At 58.0% G+C, this 15780-nt stretch carries 15 protein-coding genes; 4 read left to right on the top strand and 11 right to left on the bottom strand.

Annotated elements, in window-relative coordinates:
* The first annotated feature begins 228 nt into the window (after positions 1–228).
* The 4 genes from NLI84_RS18325 to NLI84_RS18340 are packed head-to-tail and all read left to right on the top strand — an operon-like array spanning position 229 to position 3776.
* On the top strand, positions 229–1671 hold the full coding sequence (locus NLI84_RS18325; RefSeq protein ID WP_255992271.1) for a hypothetical protein: 1443 nt from the start codon (positions 229–231) through the stop codon (positions 1669–1671).
* Between the two features lie 2 nt (positions 1672–1673).
* Positions 1674–1937 carry a PAAR domain-containing protein gene (locus NLI84_RS18330; protein WP_255992272.1) on the top strand — a complete coding sequence of 88 codons (264 nt, stop codon included), beginning with the start codon at positions 1674–1676 and terminating at the stop codon, positions 1935–1937.
* Position 1938: 1 nt separating this feature from the next.
* Positions 1939–3033: a type VI secretion system protein TssA gene (tssA, locus tag NLI84_RS18335; RefSeq protein ID WP_255992273.1), complete on the top strand. Its 1095-nt coding sequence runs from the start codon at positions 1939–1941 to the stop codon at positions 3031–3033.
* Positions 3034–3062: 29 nt separating this feature from the next.
* The gene (locus NLI84_RS18340; protein ID WP_255992274.1) at positions 3063–3776 is read left to right on the top strand and encodes a DUF3592 domain-containing protein; all 714 of its coding nucleotides are present in this window, start codon (positions 3063–3065) and stop codon (positions 3774–3776) included.
* A gap of 30 nt (positions 3777–3806) precedes the next feature.
* On the opposite strand, the gene NLI84_RS18345 is transcribed toward NLI84_RS18340, so the two are convergent.
* The 11 genes from NLI84_RS18345 to NLI84_RS18395 form a co-directional block, all read right to left on the bottom strand.
* Positions 3807–3965 carry a hypothetical protein gene (locus NLI84_RS18345; RefSeq protein ID WP_255992275.1) on the bottom strand — a complete coding sequence of 53 codons (159 nt, stop codon included), beginning with the start codon at positions 3963–3965 and terminating at the stop codon, positions 3807–3809.
* A gap of 153 nt (positions 3966–4118) precedes the next feature.
* Positions 4119–4679, bottom strand: coding sequence for a hypothetical protein (locus NLI84_RS18350; protein WP_255992276.1), 561 nt, complete (start codon positions 4677–4679; stop codon positions 4119–4121).
* A gap of 41 nt (positions 4680–4720) precedes the next feature.
* On the bottom strand, positions 4721–7378 hold the full coding sequence (gene tssH, locus NLI84_RS18355; RefSeq protein ID WP_255992277.1) for a type VI secretion system ATPase TssH: 2658 nt from the start codon (positions 7376–7378) through the stop codon (positions 4721–4723).
* 53 nt (positions 7379–7431) lie between these two features.
* Positions 7432–8478, bottom strand: a complete 1047-nt coding sequence (gene tssG / locus NLI84_RS18360) for a type VI secretion system baseplate subunit TssG (protein WP_255992279.1) — start codon at positions 8476–8478, stop codon at positions 7432–7434.
* Positions 8442–10307, bottom strand: coding sequence for a type VI secretion system baseplate subunit TssF (gene tssF, locus NLI84_RS18365; RefSeq protein WP_255992280.1), 1866 nt, complete (start codon positions 10305–10307; stop codon positions 8442–8444). Before tssF ends, tssG begins: the two co-directional genes overlap by 37 nt.
* Positions 10308–10497: 190 nt before the next feature.
* Entirely contained in the window at positions 10498–11535 is a 1038-nt protein-coding gene (locus tag NLI84_RS18370; protein WP_255992281.1) for a hypothetical protein, read from the bottom strand.
* Positions 11536–11562: 27 nt separating this feature from the next.
* Positions 11563–11979 carry a DUF2515 family protein gene (locus NLI84_RS18375; RefSeq protein WP_255992282.1) on the bottom strand — a complete coding sequence of 139 codons (417 nt, stop codon included), beginning with the start codon at positions 11977–11979 and terminating at the stop codon, positions 11563–11565.
* Between the two features lie 248 nt (positions 11980–12227).
* Positions 12228–12827, bottom strand: a complete 600-nt coding sequence (locus NLI84_RS18380) for a hypothetical protein (RefSeq protein ID WP_255992283.1) — start codon at positions 12825–12827, stop codon at positions 12228–12230.
* Between the two features lies 1 nt (position 12828).
* Positions 12829–14517, bottom strand: coding sequence for a LysM peptidoglycan-binding domain-containing protein (locus NLI84_RS18385; protein ID WP_255992284.1), 1689 nt, complete (start codon positions 14515–14517; stop codon positions 12829–12831).
* Positions 14518–14519: 2 nt separating this feature from the next.
* Positions 14520–15059 carry a carbapenem self-resistance protein CarG family protein gene (locus NLI84_RS18390; RefSeq protein WP_255992285.1) on the bottom strand — a complete coding sequence of 180 codons (540 nt, stop codon included), beginning with the start codon at positions 15057–15059 and terminating at the stop codon, positions 14520–14522.
* Positions 15046–15780 (bottom strand): DUF2345 domain-containing protein (locus tag NLI84_RS18395; RefSeq protein WP_255992286.1); only part of this gene is annotated, 735 nt, incomplete at its 5' end. The genes NLI84_RS18395 and NLI84_RS18390, both read right to left, overlap by 14 nt.

Here is a 15780-nt window from a genome sequence, read left to right on the forward strand (position 1 = left end):
CGCGCAGGCGCCCAAGTGCGGGGTGACTGGGGGCCGACTATCGGATACGAATGGTCGTCAGAATGTGGTTTTATGGGCATCCGGCAGCCAAGTGCGTGGCGATATTGAACAAGCACGCAACGGCTAGCGCTGATTAGGGTGGGTCAGTTTGCGTGCGCTTTGGCGAAACACGCTAGAATGGCGCCTTGCTGAATGTCAGCAAATACAAATTTACGTAAGCAACCCAGCATGTTCCTGAACGCACTCCGCTTTGGCGGCATCACCGGCTTATGGTGGGCCCTGGTCTGGTATGTGCTGCCCATCGATTTGAGGCAGCTCTCGGTGCCGTCGCTGGTGTTGCTGCATATCGGGCCGCCCTTACTGTTCAGCGCCGCGTGGTCGGTTTTCAAACGGGTGCGCACTTCGCGTGCAGCCAAGGCGGCTGAGGCCGCCGCCGCAGCGCAGGCCGCCGAGCAGCAGGCCAAGGTGGATGCTGCCAAGGCGGCCCACGAGGCAGAATTGAAGCGGCGACGCACGCATGTGGAGTGCCGCGCCGTCTGGTCCGCCATGCCCAAGGTGCCCGATTGGCACGAGGGCGATCCGGCGCAGTGTTTGATGCTCGAGCAGGATCAGGCCGAGGTTGCTGGAGTGGGCCGCGAGGCCGCGCTTGCGCCATCGCTGCAGCAGGTGTTCGAAGCGGCATTGCTGCAAAGCGAAGCGGTCGCCTGGCTGCCGATCCACGTCCTGCCCGGCCGTGACCTGGACGGTGTGACGCAGCTGGAGCTCGTCAAGCAGGCGTGGCAGCAGGCGGTGGTGGCGTGCGGTATCGAGCAGGTGCCGGCCCAGCCTGATTGCAAGTTCCTGCCGGGTTCCGAGCAGGTGGCCGATCGGGTGATCGCCCTGTTCGAAAACGACCCTTCCTTGCCGGCCATGGTGTTGCTGGGGCTCGATTCGCCGCTGGGCGACGAGCCGGAAGATGACGATTTCGCCGATGAGCCCGATGCAGAGACGCTGGCGCTACGCCGCCATATCGGCAAGCCCGGCCACGCGGTGGCCGCCGTGTTGCTGAGCCGCCCTGGCCTGGTCACCTTCGTCGATCCCGATGCGGGGTTGGCCGAGCGCAATAGTGACGACCCCTATACGCCGTACTGGGAACAGGATCACGGGCGGGAGGCCAGCAGTGCCCAGTGGGGCCGGGTCCCGCCGCCCTTGCAGCCGGGCCTGGTGGCCATGGCGCCGTTCGCCGCGCTGCACCAGTCGCGCTCGGCCTATCGCCAGGGGGGGCTCGACAAGGGCAATGTACTGGCCCGCCAGATCCAGAGCCTGGTCGAGGGCGTACTGGTGAACGCCACGCTGCGCGATTTGCCGTTCGATAGCAGTGAAGCCAAGGAGGCCGAGCCGCTGGAGCTCGGATGGCTGGTCCACAACAGCGGCGGGGTCGATGTCGGCGGAATCCGCCTGGCTGCCATCGCCTCTGCCTTGCATTACTTCGGCTGCGAGATCAATCCGGTCGACGAGGCCAGCAACCTGGTGGTGGAGCACGGCGATGTCGGTGCCGCGCGCAGCGTGCTGCTGCTGGCCGAGGCGCTGATCCGGGTGGCGCAGTTGCAAAAGCCGGTACTGGTTGCCGAATTCGACGGCAACGACAGTATCGGTATCGGGCTGATGCGGCCTGTGACCGAAGGAGCGTAACGATGAAACGCGTGGTACGTCTGGGGGACCCGACCAGTCATGGCGGGGTAGTGGTCAGCGCATCGCCCACCACGGTGGTGATGGGCAAGCCCGTGGCCCGGCAGGGGGACAAAGTGGTTTGTCCCGTCACTGGCCACGCCGTGGGTACCATCGTCGAGGGCGATCCGGACTGGCTGGTCGACGGCAAGCCGGTGGCGCTCGATGGGCATAAGACCAGTTGTGGCGCATCGTTGATCGCCACCATCCCCAACATGGAACGAGGCTGACATGGATCAGGCAGCACAAGACAAACTGGAAGCCCTGCTGGCGCCTATTTCTACGGATCGACCAGCGGGCGACGACCTGGGCTATTCGCCCATGTTCGACCAGATCCGCGAGGCGCGCCGCGCCGACGATCCCGCGCTGTCGCAAGGCGACTGGGCGGCCTCGGTCAAGACGGCCGAGTGGGGCAAGGTGCGCCAGATGTGCGAGGAAGCGCTGCGCACGCAAAGCAAGGATCTGCAGCTGGCGGTGTGGTATGTCGAGGCGCTGACCAAGCAGGAAGGCTACGCGGGCGCGGCGTTCGGCTTGAAGCTAATCACCGGCTTGCTGGAACGCTACTGGGAAGCGCTGTACCCGGAACTCGATCTGGATGACCTCGACGAGCGTGTCGGCAAGCTCGAATGGATGAATACGCAGCTGGGGCAAGCATTGCGCCAGGTGCCGCTGACCTCGCCGCAACAGGGCGGCTACGACTGGTACCGCTGGCAGGAATCGCGTGAAGTCGAAAACCTGGGCTTGCGTGACAGCGAATCGCGCGAGCGTGCGATTGCCGAGGGCAAGCTCTCCGGCGATGCGTTTGACAAGAGCGCGCGCGATTCCGGGCTCGCCTGGTTCCAGAAGCTGGTCGATGGGCTGGCCACGGCGCGTGCGGCCTATACCGAACTCGATGCCGCCTCGGACGAGCGCTTTGGCCACTCCGCACCCAGCCTGTCGGATGTGCGCGAGTCGCTGAACGTGTGCAACGAGGTGGTGCAGCGCCTGTTCGAGCAATACGGTGGCGGCCGGCCAGCCGGAGCCACCTCAGCGCCGGCAGAGACTGCCGTTCTCAACGATGTGCCTACCGCCGGAGCGCCCGTGTCCGCTACCAGCCCCCAGTTCCAGTCCGCCGGCCCGATCAACGGCCGCGCCGAGGCCGTCCGCCAGCTGCGCGAGGTGGCGCGCTACTTCCGCAATCACGAGCCGCACAGCCCGGTCGCGCTCCTCGCGGAGCGGGCGGCCAAATGGGCCGAGATGCCGCTGGAAGACTGGCTGCAGACGGTGATCAAGGACGATTCAACGCTGGGTCAGCTCAAGGAGCTGCTCGATATCCGTCGCGAGTGATCGCATAGCAATCAGGGAAGGGAAGTTGAATGAAGGCCGTTCAGATCATCAAATACGTATTCGCGGTCATTGGCCTGGTGCTGTTTGCCGTGGCCGGGCTCGTCTACGTGAACACCCAGCGCTTCCTGGCCGAGGCCAGCCACGCGCCGGGCGTGGTGATCGATCTCACGGAATCGCGCACGCGAGACAACGATGGGGATACGTCCATCGTTTACCGCGCGGTGGTGCGCTACCACAGCAGCACGGGCGCGGAGCTGGAATTCACCGATAGCATGGGGTCCAATCCACCGAGCTACGAGGTCGGTGAAGAGGTCGAGGTGCTTTACCTGCCAGGCAAGGCGCATAGCGCCGAGATCAAGAGTGGCGTCGGGCAATGGGTGGGCGTGATCGTGTTGGGTATTCTCGGCACTTTGTTCTTTGGCGTGGGCGCGGGCATCATGCTGGTGCAGTGGCAGATCGGGCGCAAGCACGCCGATCTGCAGCGCAACGGCCGGCGCATCGAAGCCTCCTTCCAGGGGGTGGAGCTGAACGGCAGCCTGGAGGTGAACGGCCGCAATCCGTTCCAGATCGTGGCGCACTGGCTGAACCCCGGCACGCGGGAGCTGCATGTCTTCAACAGCCCTAATATCTGGTTCGACCCCAGCGACTACATCGATCGCGAGCAGATTGCGGTGTGGATCGATCCCAACAATCCCAAGCGCTACCTGGTCGATCTGTCGTTCCTGCCTAAGGTGGCCAATTAGCGCCTCCTAACCGCGCTTTGTTGGCAGCGCTCAATCCCCCGTGGATTTCATGCGCTCGGCGTCGGCCTTGAGGATGTCGTTCAGCCCGCTGAGCTTGGCGAATGCCACGCCGGCGAACAACAGCACGGCGCCTACGATCGCGTTGTAAAACAGGAAGCATCCGGCTGCGCCTAGCAGCAGCGGGGTCACGATCAGGAAGCGCCAGAGATGCCCTGCAGGCAGCGATGCCGGGGGGTAACAGCGCCGGCTTCTGCGCTTTCGGTGGCGTTAGTGGGTTTTTCCGTCATCTCGCTGTCTCCTCTGCTGCTGGGTAAACATTGGCGAGCCCACGCGGCTGCCTGGTCAATTTTTTCGGGCAAGGGCCACTGCCTCGAGCTGGGCTCGTGATACTGGATTACCGAGCGGCACGGTCGCCAGACTCTGGTCGCTCTGCTGTGCCAGCCAGTGCGCAAAATCGTCGGGCGAGTTAAATCGCGCGAGTTCCACTTCGCACCAGCCCTCGTGAAATACCGCATACAGCACGCCACCGCCGGCTTGCAGCTCGAAGCCGGCTTCGCAGGCAGAGGGGTGGACAGCATAAAAGGTGCGGCCCGAGCGACTCGCGAGCCAATCGGCGAAGCGCCTGGCTAGCGCCGTGCCATAGGGTTGGTCGGGCGGAACGACCCCGGTGGTGGCAACGCTATCCGGGTGTTGCAGCATGCGTGGTGCTGGTGCTGCCGGAGCTGGTGCATTGCGCCTGCGGCACCAGTCGACCGTGAGCAGTGGCAGGTAGACCAAGACCGAGACCAGTAGTCCGCCGATCAGCAATCCCGCGATCAGCAACAGCACATCGCCGACCCATGCTACTCGCGACGCCAGCATGGCGATGGCGAGCGCGAGCAGCAAAGTGAAGAAATCGCGCATCGCCAGGGCCGGCGCCAGAGCTTTGGCGCCGGCAGCTCCGCCTAGCTGAACTTCACTTTCAGTTCATCGCCCTTCACCGCCACGGCGATCTTCTTCACCGGCTTGCCGGCAGCCATGCGCGCCAGCAGATCGTTGGAGATCTTCGCCAGCACGGTGCGGGTGAGTATGGCATCGGCATCGCGCGCGCCGCTGTCGACGTCGTAGCAACGGCTGGTGACCAGATCGACCAGTTCTTCCGGGAATTCGACCTTGGCGCCGTGGTTGTCTTCGATGCGGCGCTGGATCTTGCCCAGCTTGAGGCCGACGATCTTGCGCAGCACGTCGTCGCTGACCGGGAAGTAGGGCACGACGGTCAGCCGGCCGAGGAAGGCGGGCTTGAACACCTTCTGCAGCGTGGGGCGCAGCACTTCAACCAGGTCTTCCGGCGTCGGATCGCGGCTTTCCTCACCCTCGGCCGGTGTCACGCCGTGCTCGACCGCACGCATCACCAGATCGGTGCCGGCATTGGAAGTGAGCAGGATGATGGTGTTCTTGAAATCAACTTCGCGGCCTTCGGAGTCTTCCAGCAAGCCCTTGTCGAACACCTGGAAGAACAGCTCCAGCACGTCCGGGTGCGCCTTTTCCACTTCGTCGAGCAGCACCACCGAATAGGGCTTGCGCCGCACCGCTTCGGTCAGCACGCCGCCTTCGCCGTAACCGACATAGCCGGGGGGCGAACCCTTGAGGCCGGAGACGCTGTGCGACTCCTGGTATTCACTCATGTTGATGGTGATGAGGTTGCGCTCGCCACCGTACAGCGCTTCGGCCAGTGCGATCGCAGTCTCGGTCTTGCCGACGCCGGAGGGCCCCACCAGCATGAACACACCCTTGGGCTTGCCAGGGTCTTCCAGGTTGGCCTTGGCGATCTGCACGCGCTCGGCGATCTGCTCCAGCGCATGATTCTGGCCGATCACCCGCTCGCCGAGCAGGCTGGCAAGCTTCTGTACCTGTGCCAGCTCGTTGCCGACCATGCGCCCGAGCGGAATGCCAGTCCAGCCGCTGATCACGTCGGCGATCACGTTCTCGTCGACGCATTCGAATGCCAGCGGCAGCGATTTTTGCAGCGCGCGCAGCTCGTTGCGCTTGGCCTGCAACGGGCTCTCCTTCTTGCCCTTGGCCGGCTTGGCTTCGCCCGCGGCCACCTCAGCCTTGAGTGCATCGATCTCGGCGACCCGTTGCTTCTGTTCTTCCCAGGCGGCCTGCAGGCGGGCCAGATCGCCCTCGAGTTCGCCGCGTTGCACGTTCAGCTCGGCGATGCGTTCGGCGTGACCTTCCTCGCGTGCCAAGGCAGCAAGTTCGCGATCGATATTGGCGATCAGCGCTTCCACGTCCTCGACGGGGCCTGGGCGGCCGGCGCGCGACAGCGCAACGCGGGCGCAGGCGGTGTCGAGCACGCTGATGGCCTTGTCCGGCAACTGGCGGCCGGCGATATAACGGCTGGACAGGTGCACGGCGGCGTGGACCGCCTCGTTGAGAATGGCCACCTTGTGGTGGCTGGCCATGGCTTCGGCGATGCCGCGCACCATCTGCACGGCGATCTCGGGCGCAGGTTCGTCGACCTTGACCACCTGAAAGCGACGGGCCAGCGCTGCATCCTTCTCGAAGTACTTCTTGTACTCGGCCCAGGTGGTGGCGGCGATGGTGCGCAGCTCGCCACGTGCCAACGCGGGCTTCAACAGGTTGGCCGCATCGTTCTGTCCGGCCGCGCCACCGGCACCGATCATGGTATGCGCTTCGTCGATGAACAGGATGATGGGCGTGGGGCTCGCCTTGACCTCGTCGATCACCTGGCGCAGCCGGTTCTCGAACTCGCCCTTCACGCTGGCACCGGCCTGCAGCAGGCCCAGGTCCAGCGTGCGCACCGTGATGCCCAGGAGCGCGGGCGGCACCTCGCCATTGACGATCTTCAGCGCCAGCCCTTCGACCACGGCGGTTTTGCCCACGCCCGGCTCACCGGTGAGGATGGGGTTGTTCTGGCGGCGGCGTAGCAGGATATCGGTCATCTGACGGATTTCGCTGTCGCGGCCCAGCACTGGATCAATCTTGCCCGCCTTGGCCTGCGCGGTCAGATCGATGGTGTATTTGTCGAGGCCCGGCGTGCCACGGCGACCGGCAATCGGCGCTGCGGCTTCGGCGGGCTCGCCAACTTCAGCTGCTTCGGTGCCCGCGCTGCCGGCGGTACTGCCTTCACCGCCATGCTGGCGCAACGCCTGGTAGCCATCCTTGAGCTTGCCGGCGTCGATCTTCAAGAGGCCGGGGCCGGACGATTGCACGGTGCTGCGCAATGCGTCGTCGGTCAGCAGTGCCAAGAGCAGATCCAGGCTGGAGATGTTCTCTTCGCGATGCTCGGCACCGGCGATCAGCCAGGCGCGTTCCAGCCATTTGGGCAGCCAGGTCGACAGCACCGGGTTGCGTGTGTTGCCAGTACGGAAGCTATCCACCGCCTGATCCAGATCGCGTTCCAGCCGCGCGATATCCGCCGCGCAGGCGCGCAAGGCCGCGACCAGCGCGTTGTCGGCCTGATCGAGCAGCGACAGCAGCACGTGCTCGATCTCGATCTCGTGATTGGTGCGCGACAGCGCGCGGTTGGCGGCATCTTCGACGGCGCGGCGGGCGGTGGGCGTCAGGCGCCCGATCAAGGCTTTCAGCGGGGTGGACATAGTGGTGTGTATTGAGTCTATGAGTAGGGAGCGATTGTTGAATAACAGTCAGCTTATTGCAAAAGTTTGTAGTTCATCTGGTCCGGGTCCTGCTTGGGCGGCGTGGTATTGAGCCAGGCGTTACCGCCCAGTAGCAGCGCTTGCTCGGCGTTGAGCCTGGGCTTGGGTACATCGCGCTTGTCGAGCACCAGCGTCACGTCGCACGCCAGGCCGTGGCCGACCATAAACTGCACTAGCGCCTGCAACGCCTCGGCACCTGATTCGCCGGGCAGCAGGCGTTCGAAATGCTTGCGCCGCATCGGGCCCATGCGCAGCTGCATCTTGGTCTGTCTATCCCAGATGCGCTCGCCAGCGAAGGCAGAGAGACCGAGTTCGCACGCGCCATTGCCAAGCTGCGTCTGTTCTTCGGGTGGCACGTCGATCCACTGGCCGACGAACTGCGCTAGCTCCGTATGCACACCGAAAAAGCCCTCGATCAGCGTGACCATGGCCTGGGCTGACAACGGCTTTTGCGACAGCAGCCCGGCGTAATGGATGAACAGCGATTCGCTGACCCCGGCCGTCTCTTCGGTGCCCAATCTTTCGCGCAAGCGACCGAGGCCCAGGCCGGACAGATCGAGCAGGTAGCGGGTAAAGCCATCCTGCTCGCCGCCTTCCACGGCCAGCCAGTAGCGGTACTTGCGCCAGGCGCCGTAGAACAGCGCGATGGCACGGTGGCTGAACAGGTCGAAAAAGGCGTGCGCGCCGGTATCGCGATGGAACTGGCGGCGCTCGACCAAGAGCTCGGTGTAGGAGCGCGGCAGTACACCGCTGGGCCCGGTGAGGCCCATGAAGGCGACGGTCATTTCGTCGCGTTCGTTTTCGGCGTCGAGCGCTTCCGGGTTGACGGGACGATAGCGTGTCAGCTCGCTGGGCGGGAAGGCGAGTGATGCGATGGTGCGAAAACGCAGCTTGGCCGGCAGCGGCGTGCGGCGCTTCTCACCGCGATGCTGTGCGGCGAGCGTGAGCAGGCGCACGCTCTGGAAGAAACCGAAGCGGGTGGCGTCCTGCTGTAGTTCCTGCGTCAGATCACGAGGGCTTCGCCCGAACGCGCTGGCCATACGGCCACCTCCTCGTTTTGTTGTTGCGGCGTGCGCACGCGCAGCCGGGTAAAGCTGTTGGGCGCGCAATAAAGGGCGAAGAAGCGCTCCAGCACGCTGGCGAACAGATAGATACTGCCGCCGACGTAATAATCCTCGTCCAGCGCCAGTGTCACGTCGGTGCCACGCACGAAGCCGGCAAAATCGCGGCCGGAAACGCGGGTAACGGCTGCCTGGCTGCCGATGGAGACGATGCCCTGGATCTGCCGGTTGGTCACCGGCGAATCGGTGAGGTTGTACAGCGCCAGCATCTCCTGCAGCGCGTTCTTGCCGCCCTCGACCAGCGACAGGTAATTGAGCGACAGGTGCGAGATCAGCCGCCACTGCAGGCCACGCCGCTGCGGCGGACGCAGGCTGGAGGTGGGCTTGCGCAGCAGCCGCACCCGCTTGACCACCGAATGGCCGGGCAGCGTGAAATCGGTATGCTGGCCGCCCTGGCTGCCGCCGAACGGAATCTGCTCGGGCAGATCGCGGTTGCTGCACAGGATATCGAGGCTGAGCACTTCGGCGCCCGGGCGCACCGGGTTGAAATTGAGGTCGACCAGGTGCAGCTCGACATCGGTGCCCTTGTCGTCCTGGCGCGTGGCCGCCTCGCGGCTGGCGTGCCAGTAGAACTGCGGCGCCACCGACAGATCGCTGCCATGGCGGATTGCGTAGAACGGCAACACCTCGTCGCTCTTCTCGTCACTGCCGGTCTTCTCCACCCGCACCACGCGCTTGATCTGCACCACCTCGAACGCCTGTTGCTTGCGGCTATCGACCCATACCGGGTAGGACGCGCGCTGATGCGTGACGCGAATCGGCTCGCCGGCCTGGGTGAACAGGTTGACGATGGGCGTACACCCGAGCTTGAAATGCGTGGCCGCCAGATTGTTCAGTAGCCGCTGGTGGCGCTCGGTATCCGGATAGCGGCCGATCATGCACTGGATCACCAGCTTGTTGCCGACGAGGCGCGGCGCCACTTCGCCCAGGCGCAGGAAATCGATGAACAGGAATTTCTCGGGGAAGCTGAAGTACTCGGTCAGCAGGCGGTAGCCAAGGAAGGAGCGCTCGTCGTATTCCAGCACGCCATCGTCGCGGCCAAAGCCGACCGGCGCGATGCTGGTGGGCGGCAATTCGCGCGTGCGCCCCGGATCGTCGCTGCCATCGCCCACCCGTACCCGCAGCGTATGCGACAGCAAGAGCTCGTACAGCAGATACATCAGCGCCGGTTCGCCATCGAGGAAGAAGCGCAGCGAGGTGAGATCGATACCGGAGATATCCAGATCGCCGTGCGTTTCCAGTTCCAGCGTCAGGATGGCCGCCGCATCGGGCGCCATCCGCCGTAGGTGGGCCGAGCCGCTGGTGAGCTCCAGCCGCGCCTGCTTGAGCGACAGCGGGTAGAGGTCCACCGGATAGCAGCTACGGAACTTGCAGATCACGCCGTTGATGGCCGGCGCATGCACCGGATGCTGACGCTCGACGGTGTAGCGCTTGGCGATCTCCGGCCGCTGCGGATCGCTCTCGAACTGCACGATGGTCGAGGCGGGGATCGGCCGCAGATAATGCGGATACAGCACTTCCAGAAAGCTGGCGGCGATCTCCGGATATTCGTCATCGAGCTTGCGGTGGATACGCGCCGACAGGAATGCGAACGCCTCGATCAGGCGCTCGGTATGCGGGTCTTCGCACTGGTCGCCTTCCAGCTGCAGCCGTCCGGCCACCTTGGGATAGCGCCGGGCGAACTCGCCGGAGAGCTCGCGCAGGTAACCGAGCTCGCGTTCGTAGTAGGGCAGGAGTGATTCAAGCATGCTGGGGCGACACTGCAACACAAGTGACGCAATTATGCCCTAGCTGATGCTGTAAGAATTCTTGGCGTGAAGGGTAGTGGCGTATGTCGGGGATGGGTGGAGGCTTGCGAAAGAAGGGTAAGTCAGAAAGGCTGTAGGTTTGGACCCATCCGCGGCAATGCATGGATTTCCGTAGCACTGCAAAGTAAATTTATTTGAGTCCTTCTGGCAGTTCCGGATTGCGCTGCCCCTGCGGTGCAGGAGGGAGGGGGGGATCCTTGTATGTTGTATCAGTCGCTATACCTTGTGCCCGCAGCTTTGCCTCGGCTTGGTTCCGCTCGGTTCGCCATTTTGTGGCGCGTGGCACCCAGGTTTTACGCCATTGCTCCCGGTCGTCTTCATCCACCTCCATGCGTTCAACTTCCTCGCTGGGGTCAAAATGCAAACTAATGACATAAACACCGGGCTTATCAGGAGACATATGATCACTGTCTCGTTGCACCCTTAGCTTTAAGTAAGTGTGATCAGCATAAAATTTCCAAGAAAAAGACGTAGGTAACAACATCCATTCTTCGAACGAGATGGGGTAATCCGGATCGATGTAACTTCCGTTAAAATAGCCCAGTGTAATCTTGCCGGTTAGGCGAGGGTCAGTTTGCGGGATGTAGCGTTGCCAGCCAGTTTGACGCAAACTCTGAACCAACTGAAGTACATATTGGCGTGTCATGTCATGGCTAACGAACTCGTCTGGCGTCACCTGCATGGTCATAAAGAGGCTGACCATTCCACCGCCACGATCCTGATCTTCCGTTCCCTTGAGGATAGTGACGTTGGAAAAATTAGTCGCTAAATTGGTTGTTTTAACGGTTACCACCATGTTCTTTTGGAGCAATAATGGTTCAATTGAATAAAAATTCAATCCGGCATTTTTTGTCTTGACTCTGACCGCCTTGCCATAACGTGCCACCCAATCCACGCCCTTATCGGTAAAAGCTATTTCTACCTTTTCCGGGGAGTCTTGTGCCGTCCCCATCTTCTGATTTTTCTCCGCTGTATTGAATAAAAAGTATGTTGCAAGCCCTGTCAGCAGTGCTACAAAAATTGCTATTCCTAGCGGGCGGCGACTCATGTTTTTTTTAGATCTTGCTGACATGCCGGCTGTCATTGTTGTCAGTTCATTTTCCATGAAGCTTTTTTTCTTTTTCATAAAACTGTGGAATTCATCCGCGGCCGAGGTAATCCATGCCATGCGACTGCTTAGATTCTCCAATTGTGTTTATGCGGGAGCCTCTGATTTCAAATCTGGATCATCCGTGCTGCAAACATGAGTAAAAATTAGTTCCAGATCAGGCGAAAACCACTTCACTGGCCGCGAGGCCCAGTGAGCATCACCTCGCTGCCGTTTGATCCAGTCGGAGAATTTCGGGTCCTTATAGATCAGTTCTTGCAAAACGACTTTTTGCTCGTGCCAAGCTACTTCCATTAAGTGTTCAAACTGATATTCCGCACGCTTCGCCGATTGAGTTGTAGATTCGATTGATTTAACTATTTTAAACGCTTTCTTGATGTGATCGGATAGACATAGATATTGCAAAGTTGGCAATGCCGTATCAGCCCATGGCATCCGTTTGAGGTTGTCATTGACTGCTTGGTGGCATGACCGAGCATCGCTGGCAGCGAACTCCGGGGTCAAGAGCGAACTCCGGGGTCAAGTCTTGTATTTTGCGTCACGGTCAGAGCCCGATCTATGCAAAACACAAGACTTGCCCCGGCGCCTCGAAAATTGTTTCATAACTCTGGCGGAGGCCCAGGTTTTGCTGAAAGTTCTAGAGGCGGATCTTATATTTTGTGTGGCTAGTCAGCTTGACCTATGCAAAATACAAGGCGCTGGCGTCCACATTTCAAGTCTATTGGCGTACTGGAGTGGTTTTTTTGGGGGGCTTATCCCCCTGTTTGCAGTGGGGTTGTAAATGTGGTTTTTTTCCCATTTACGGTGAATGTATATATGTCTACTGAGTGTTTACTATTGGCGCGTGGTGTGTCTATAGTGATGATGGTTTTTCCTATGGTGAAAGTATTTTTTATAGTATTTTGCATAACCACCCCTTCAATTGCAGGCATTACGTAAGGGATGGCGTCTTCATTTTGGCTTTCTATTAACAGTTTTTGCCACGCATTTTGGTTCTTTTTCTGAAAGCGAGACCGGTAGATAAATTGATGCCCTTTTATGTTGTTCACTATGTTGGTAAAAACAATGTCAGTTGAATATTTATTCTTTAATTCGTCTAGTGATATGGGTGCAAGATCAGCAACTTCTACGCAGCATGCTACGTTATATGTGTCACTTTCCTGCTGTTGAAATGACGAAAACAAGGTAGGTCTTGTTAATCGTTTGTTGGTAAAAACCAAATTCTCTATTGTGATGAACTTCCCGCCGCCGCCGTCATGTATCGGCAGGGAGGCTATTACCCCTGTCGCAGGATTTACGTCAGCAAAACAAACTGAGGAGAGTAAGGTTATAAAGAGTATGATTGTTTTCAATTTATTTTCCGTTAAATGACCAGTGGGGTTTGTCCTTGCTGCCAAGCCATATCACTGAATACTCTAAGCCTAAGGCAACCAAGTCGGCATGATTTTTCAGTGTTACATCATTTCCGTCTGCGCTTTTTACTTTTTTGTTTTCGTAACCCGTTATGCTCATATCAACAGCGCGGCGTTTGTTGTGGTTTGATGTTCCCGGGAGTGCTACTGGGTTTGTTCCTGTTTGGAAGCCTTTTGCCATTGCTGCAGCCGCTGCTTTTGAGGCTGCATCGTTGATGGTTCCATCGGGGTTGCGATGAACCCAATCAATGTTCACCCCAGCCCAAGCGGGGACCTTTTCCGCTTTGATTTTTCCCCGGCTAATTTCCGCTGCGTAATGCATCATGTACGATCGCTCCACCGGGCGGAAGGTGGCTGCAATCTTTACTTTTATACCAGCGTTTTTCAATGCGGCAATAAAATTTTTAGCATTGGTTTTGAATGGATCAAGTAAATCATCCAAGCTGGTGCTGGTGGGGAATTGTTTACACCATTCAGCGCCACTTAGTTGCAAATTTGGAGAGCTAATTGCTACCGCGGGATGATTGCTTTCTGTTCGTTGGGCGGTAGCCTTCACTGCCGTACGAGTTGGCCGGTCATTGGTCTGCGCCGGTGTTTGAGTTGGCGGCTTTGGCGTGGCAGAACTTGGTTTTGAGCTTTTCTCGCGTGAGTCTGTTTTTTGGGGTGCGGGCAATGAGGAAGGCAAGGATGATTTTGGCTGCGAATCTGTGGAGGTATTCTTCAATGGAATATCTAAGTGCTGACGAGAATATATTTTGTTCCTGTCCTTTATGCCGTTTTTTCGCATTATTTCTTCTACGCTTACGTCATATTTCTTTGCTATTCCAGTAAGCGTTTCCCCTGATTTTACAATGTGCAGCGAGGATGATGATTTTTCGTTTTTTTTATGTATTTCTGGTTGAATATCTTTTATTACAAATGGGGCTGTTAGTGTATAGGATCCCATCAGGATTTCTATACTTTCTTTAAAGATGGCTTCTGTTTTTTTTTCAATGCTTGTCAAATAAATCTTGAGCTGGCCTTGGAGTAGGGATGGATATATCTTTGGCAGGAATCCATATTCATCAGTCTTTAAGTGGATAGTGTCTTTTCCTGCGGTAATTTTAACCGCTGTATTGGGGAGTGGCTGCTTTGTTGCGTCTTTTAATTCTATTTGTACGGGGCGGCCGAGTTTCGTGACTTCTCCTGGAATGAAGCCCTCTTTTTTCCCAATGGATTTTATCAGTTTTTTAAATCGCTCCCCGTCGATTTTGCTGATTATTTCATCGCGGGCTATCCCTGTTTCTGATGTTAACTGATTTATATAACCTTCAGTGTCGTTCTCATTGGGGGGCGCGTATGAGTACATCATTTGGGATAGTGTGCTATTCCCATATACTTCTTTGATTAATTTTATCTTCTCATTGCGGCCGGTTTCTGGGTCTGGAAAAATGCAAAATAGTCCCGACTTCGAAGTTCTTTGCCCATATCCGATGACTGTACTTATTACCCGCTTTCCAGGTTTTGCAATATTGCCCGGGTTGTTAAATCGCCAGGCGAACGACCCTCCAGTGTATAGCGTTTCTTCCCCGTTCTCGTCTATGTAATGAACAGTTAGCTTTTCGCGGTCATAAGTTGCTGAGACAAACATGATTAATTTCCCATGCCTTCAAATTTGGCAGCTTCATCGGCGTTTAGCCATGTCGTGCGCGATTCTTTTTCTTCGGATTCCAGTAAGATTGGAGTGTCCACATCTTCATTAAATTTATAGGTCCGAAACTTTACCTTGGTTTTTTTTAAGTTCAGCTCGGGAGCGCGCAGACCAAATTTTGTGGTGCGCAATACGTATAGGTTGTTGTCTTTTTTGTAAAAATCAATGCTCTGAATATTTGAGTCGGCCGATTCTGCATTATTAAGGAAGTAGTCAGGTGGTGATGTCCGGTTGCTGAAGGGGACTTGCAGCCAAGCACCATTTGCTCCGTTGGGTGTGATATACATGGTATATGTATCGAAGCTGTGGGCGTTCATTAATTCAACTCGGCCTTTTATTATGTGTATTTGTAGTTGATTGAGGGCTATGGTGTTGATGCCCTCTTTTAGAGGGATGGGCTGCGCTTGGGCTGCAAATGCTGGCGCTATATTTGAGACGAGGAAGCAAAATAGAAAGCACAAGAAATTACTAATCCTCTCCATTTTCGATCTCCGTTTTTATTGAGGCCTTCTTGAAGAGAAGGGTCAGAAATTCATTGGTTTGTTGGGCGACTTCTTGGTGATTTGATACAGGGGGAAGGGCTAAGTTTTGGGTGCTAATTTCGTCATCATGGTCGATGTCGTGATTGTGGGCTTCGTGTTCGGCATGTTCTCCACCACAATCACAGCCGGTCTCGTCGTCATCTCTGATTTGGTCGACATGCCACTCCCCTTCTGTGCCCAAAAATAAACGTAGGCTTTCTCCTGAGCTCTGGAAAACACGTTGTGTGCGACCGTATTCATCTAGCAGCCCTTTTCCGACTATTTCCCCATTCTGATTCACAAATCGGTAAGGCAGGCTGCCCGCTCCACCTACCAACCACTCTTCTAACTGCTTGTCAATCACTGCTTTGGTGCTAAAAGGTTGCGGTGTGGCGGCTAACATCTCTGCATGTGTAATCTGCATCTGGGAGGGGCCAGAAAAACTGTAATTACTTCCCTTCACACTGATCTTCCCTGGCGCATGAATATCGATCTTCCCGCCCGATAGCCTGATGTAGGCGCCACCGCAGTTGAGCAGCAATTCTTCCTTAGCTGCCGCGGTAAGCTTTTCCTTATTTGCATAAATGCGGACGTTTTTGTCGCCAACAATCTCCACATCGCCACTCTGCGCCTGCACGTTCACATGCCCCTTGGCGGCAATCAGCTTCAGGTTCACCTTGTC

This window comes from Chitinolyticbacter albus, assembly GCF_024437655.1.
Lineage (GTDB): Bacteria > Pseudomonadota > Gammaproteobacteria > Burkholderiales > Chitinibacteraceae > Chitinolyticbacter > Chitinolyticbacter albus.

Bases quoted from the DNA above. Each gene is read 5' to 3' on its own strand.
- NLI84_RS18325 (WP_255992271.1), top strand. From the start codon at position 229: ATGTTCCTGAACGCACTCCGCTTTGGCGGCATCACCGGCTTATGGTGG.
- NLI84_RS18330 (WP_255992272.1), top strand. From the start codon at position 1,674: ATGAAACGCGTGGTACGTCTGGGGGACCCGACCAGTCATGGCGGGGTA.
- tssA (WP_255992273.1), top strand. From the start codon at position 1,939: ATGGATCAGGCAGCACAAGACAAACTGGAAGCCCTGCTGGCGCCTATT.
- NLI84_RS18340 (WP_255992274.1), top strand. From the start codon at position 3,063: ATGAAGGCCGTTCAGATCATCAAATACGTATTCGCGGTCATTGGCCTG.
- NLI84_RS18350 (WP_255992276.1), bottom strand. From the start codon at position 4,679: ATGCGCGATTTCTTCACTTTGCTGCTCGCGCTCGCCATCGCCATGCTG.
- tssH (WP_255992277.1), bottom strand. From the start codon at position 7,378: ATGTCCACCCCGCTGAAAGCCTTGATCGGGCGCCTGACGCCCACCGCC.
- tssG (WP_255992279.1), bottom strand. From the start codon at position 8,478: ATGGCCAGCGCGTTCGGGCGAAGCCCTCGTGATCTGACGCAGGAACTA.
- tssF (WP_255992280.1), bottom strand. From the start codon at position 10,307: ATGCTTGAATCACTCCTGCCCTACTACGAACGCGAGCTCGGTTACCTG.
- NLI84_RS18370 (WP_255992281.1), bottom strand. From the start codon at position 11,535: ATGGCATGGATTACCTCGGCCGCGGATGAATTCCACAGTTTTATGAAA.
- NLI84_RS18385 (WP_255992284.1), bottom strand. From the start codon at position 14,517: ATGTTTGTCTCAGCAACTTATGACCGCGAAAAGCTAACTGTTCATTAC.
- NLI84_RS18390 (WP_255992285.1), bottom strand. From the start codon at position 15,059: ATGGAGAGGATTAGTAATTTCTTGTGCTTTCTATTTTGCTTCCTCGTC.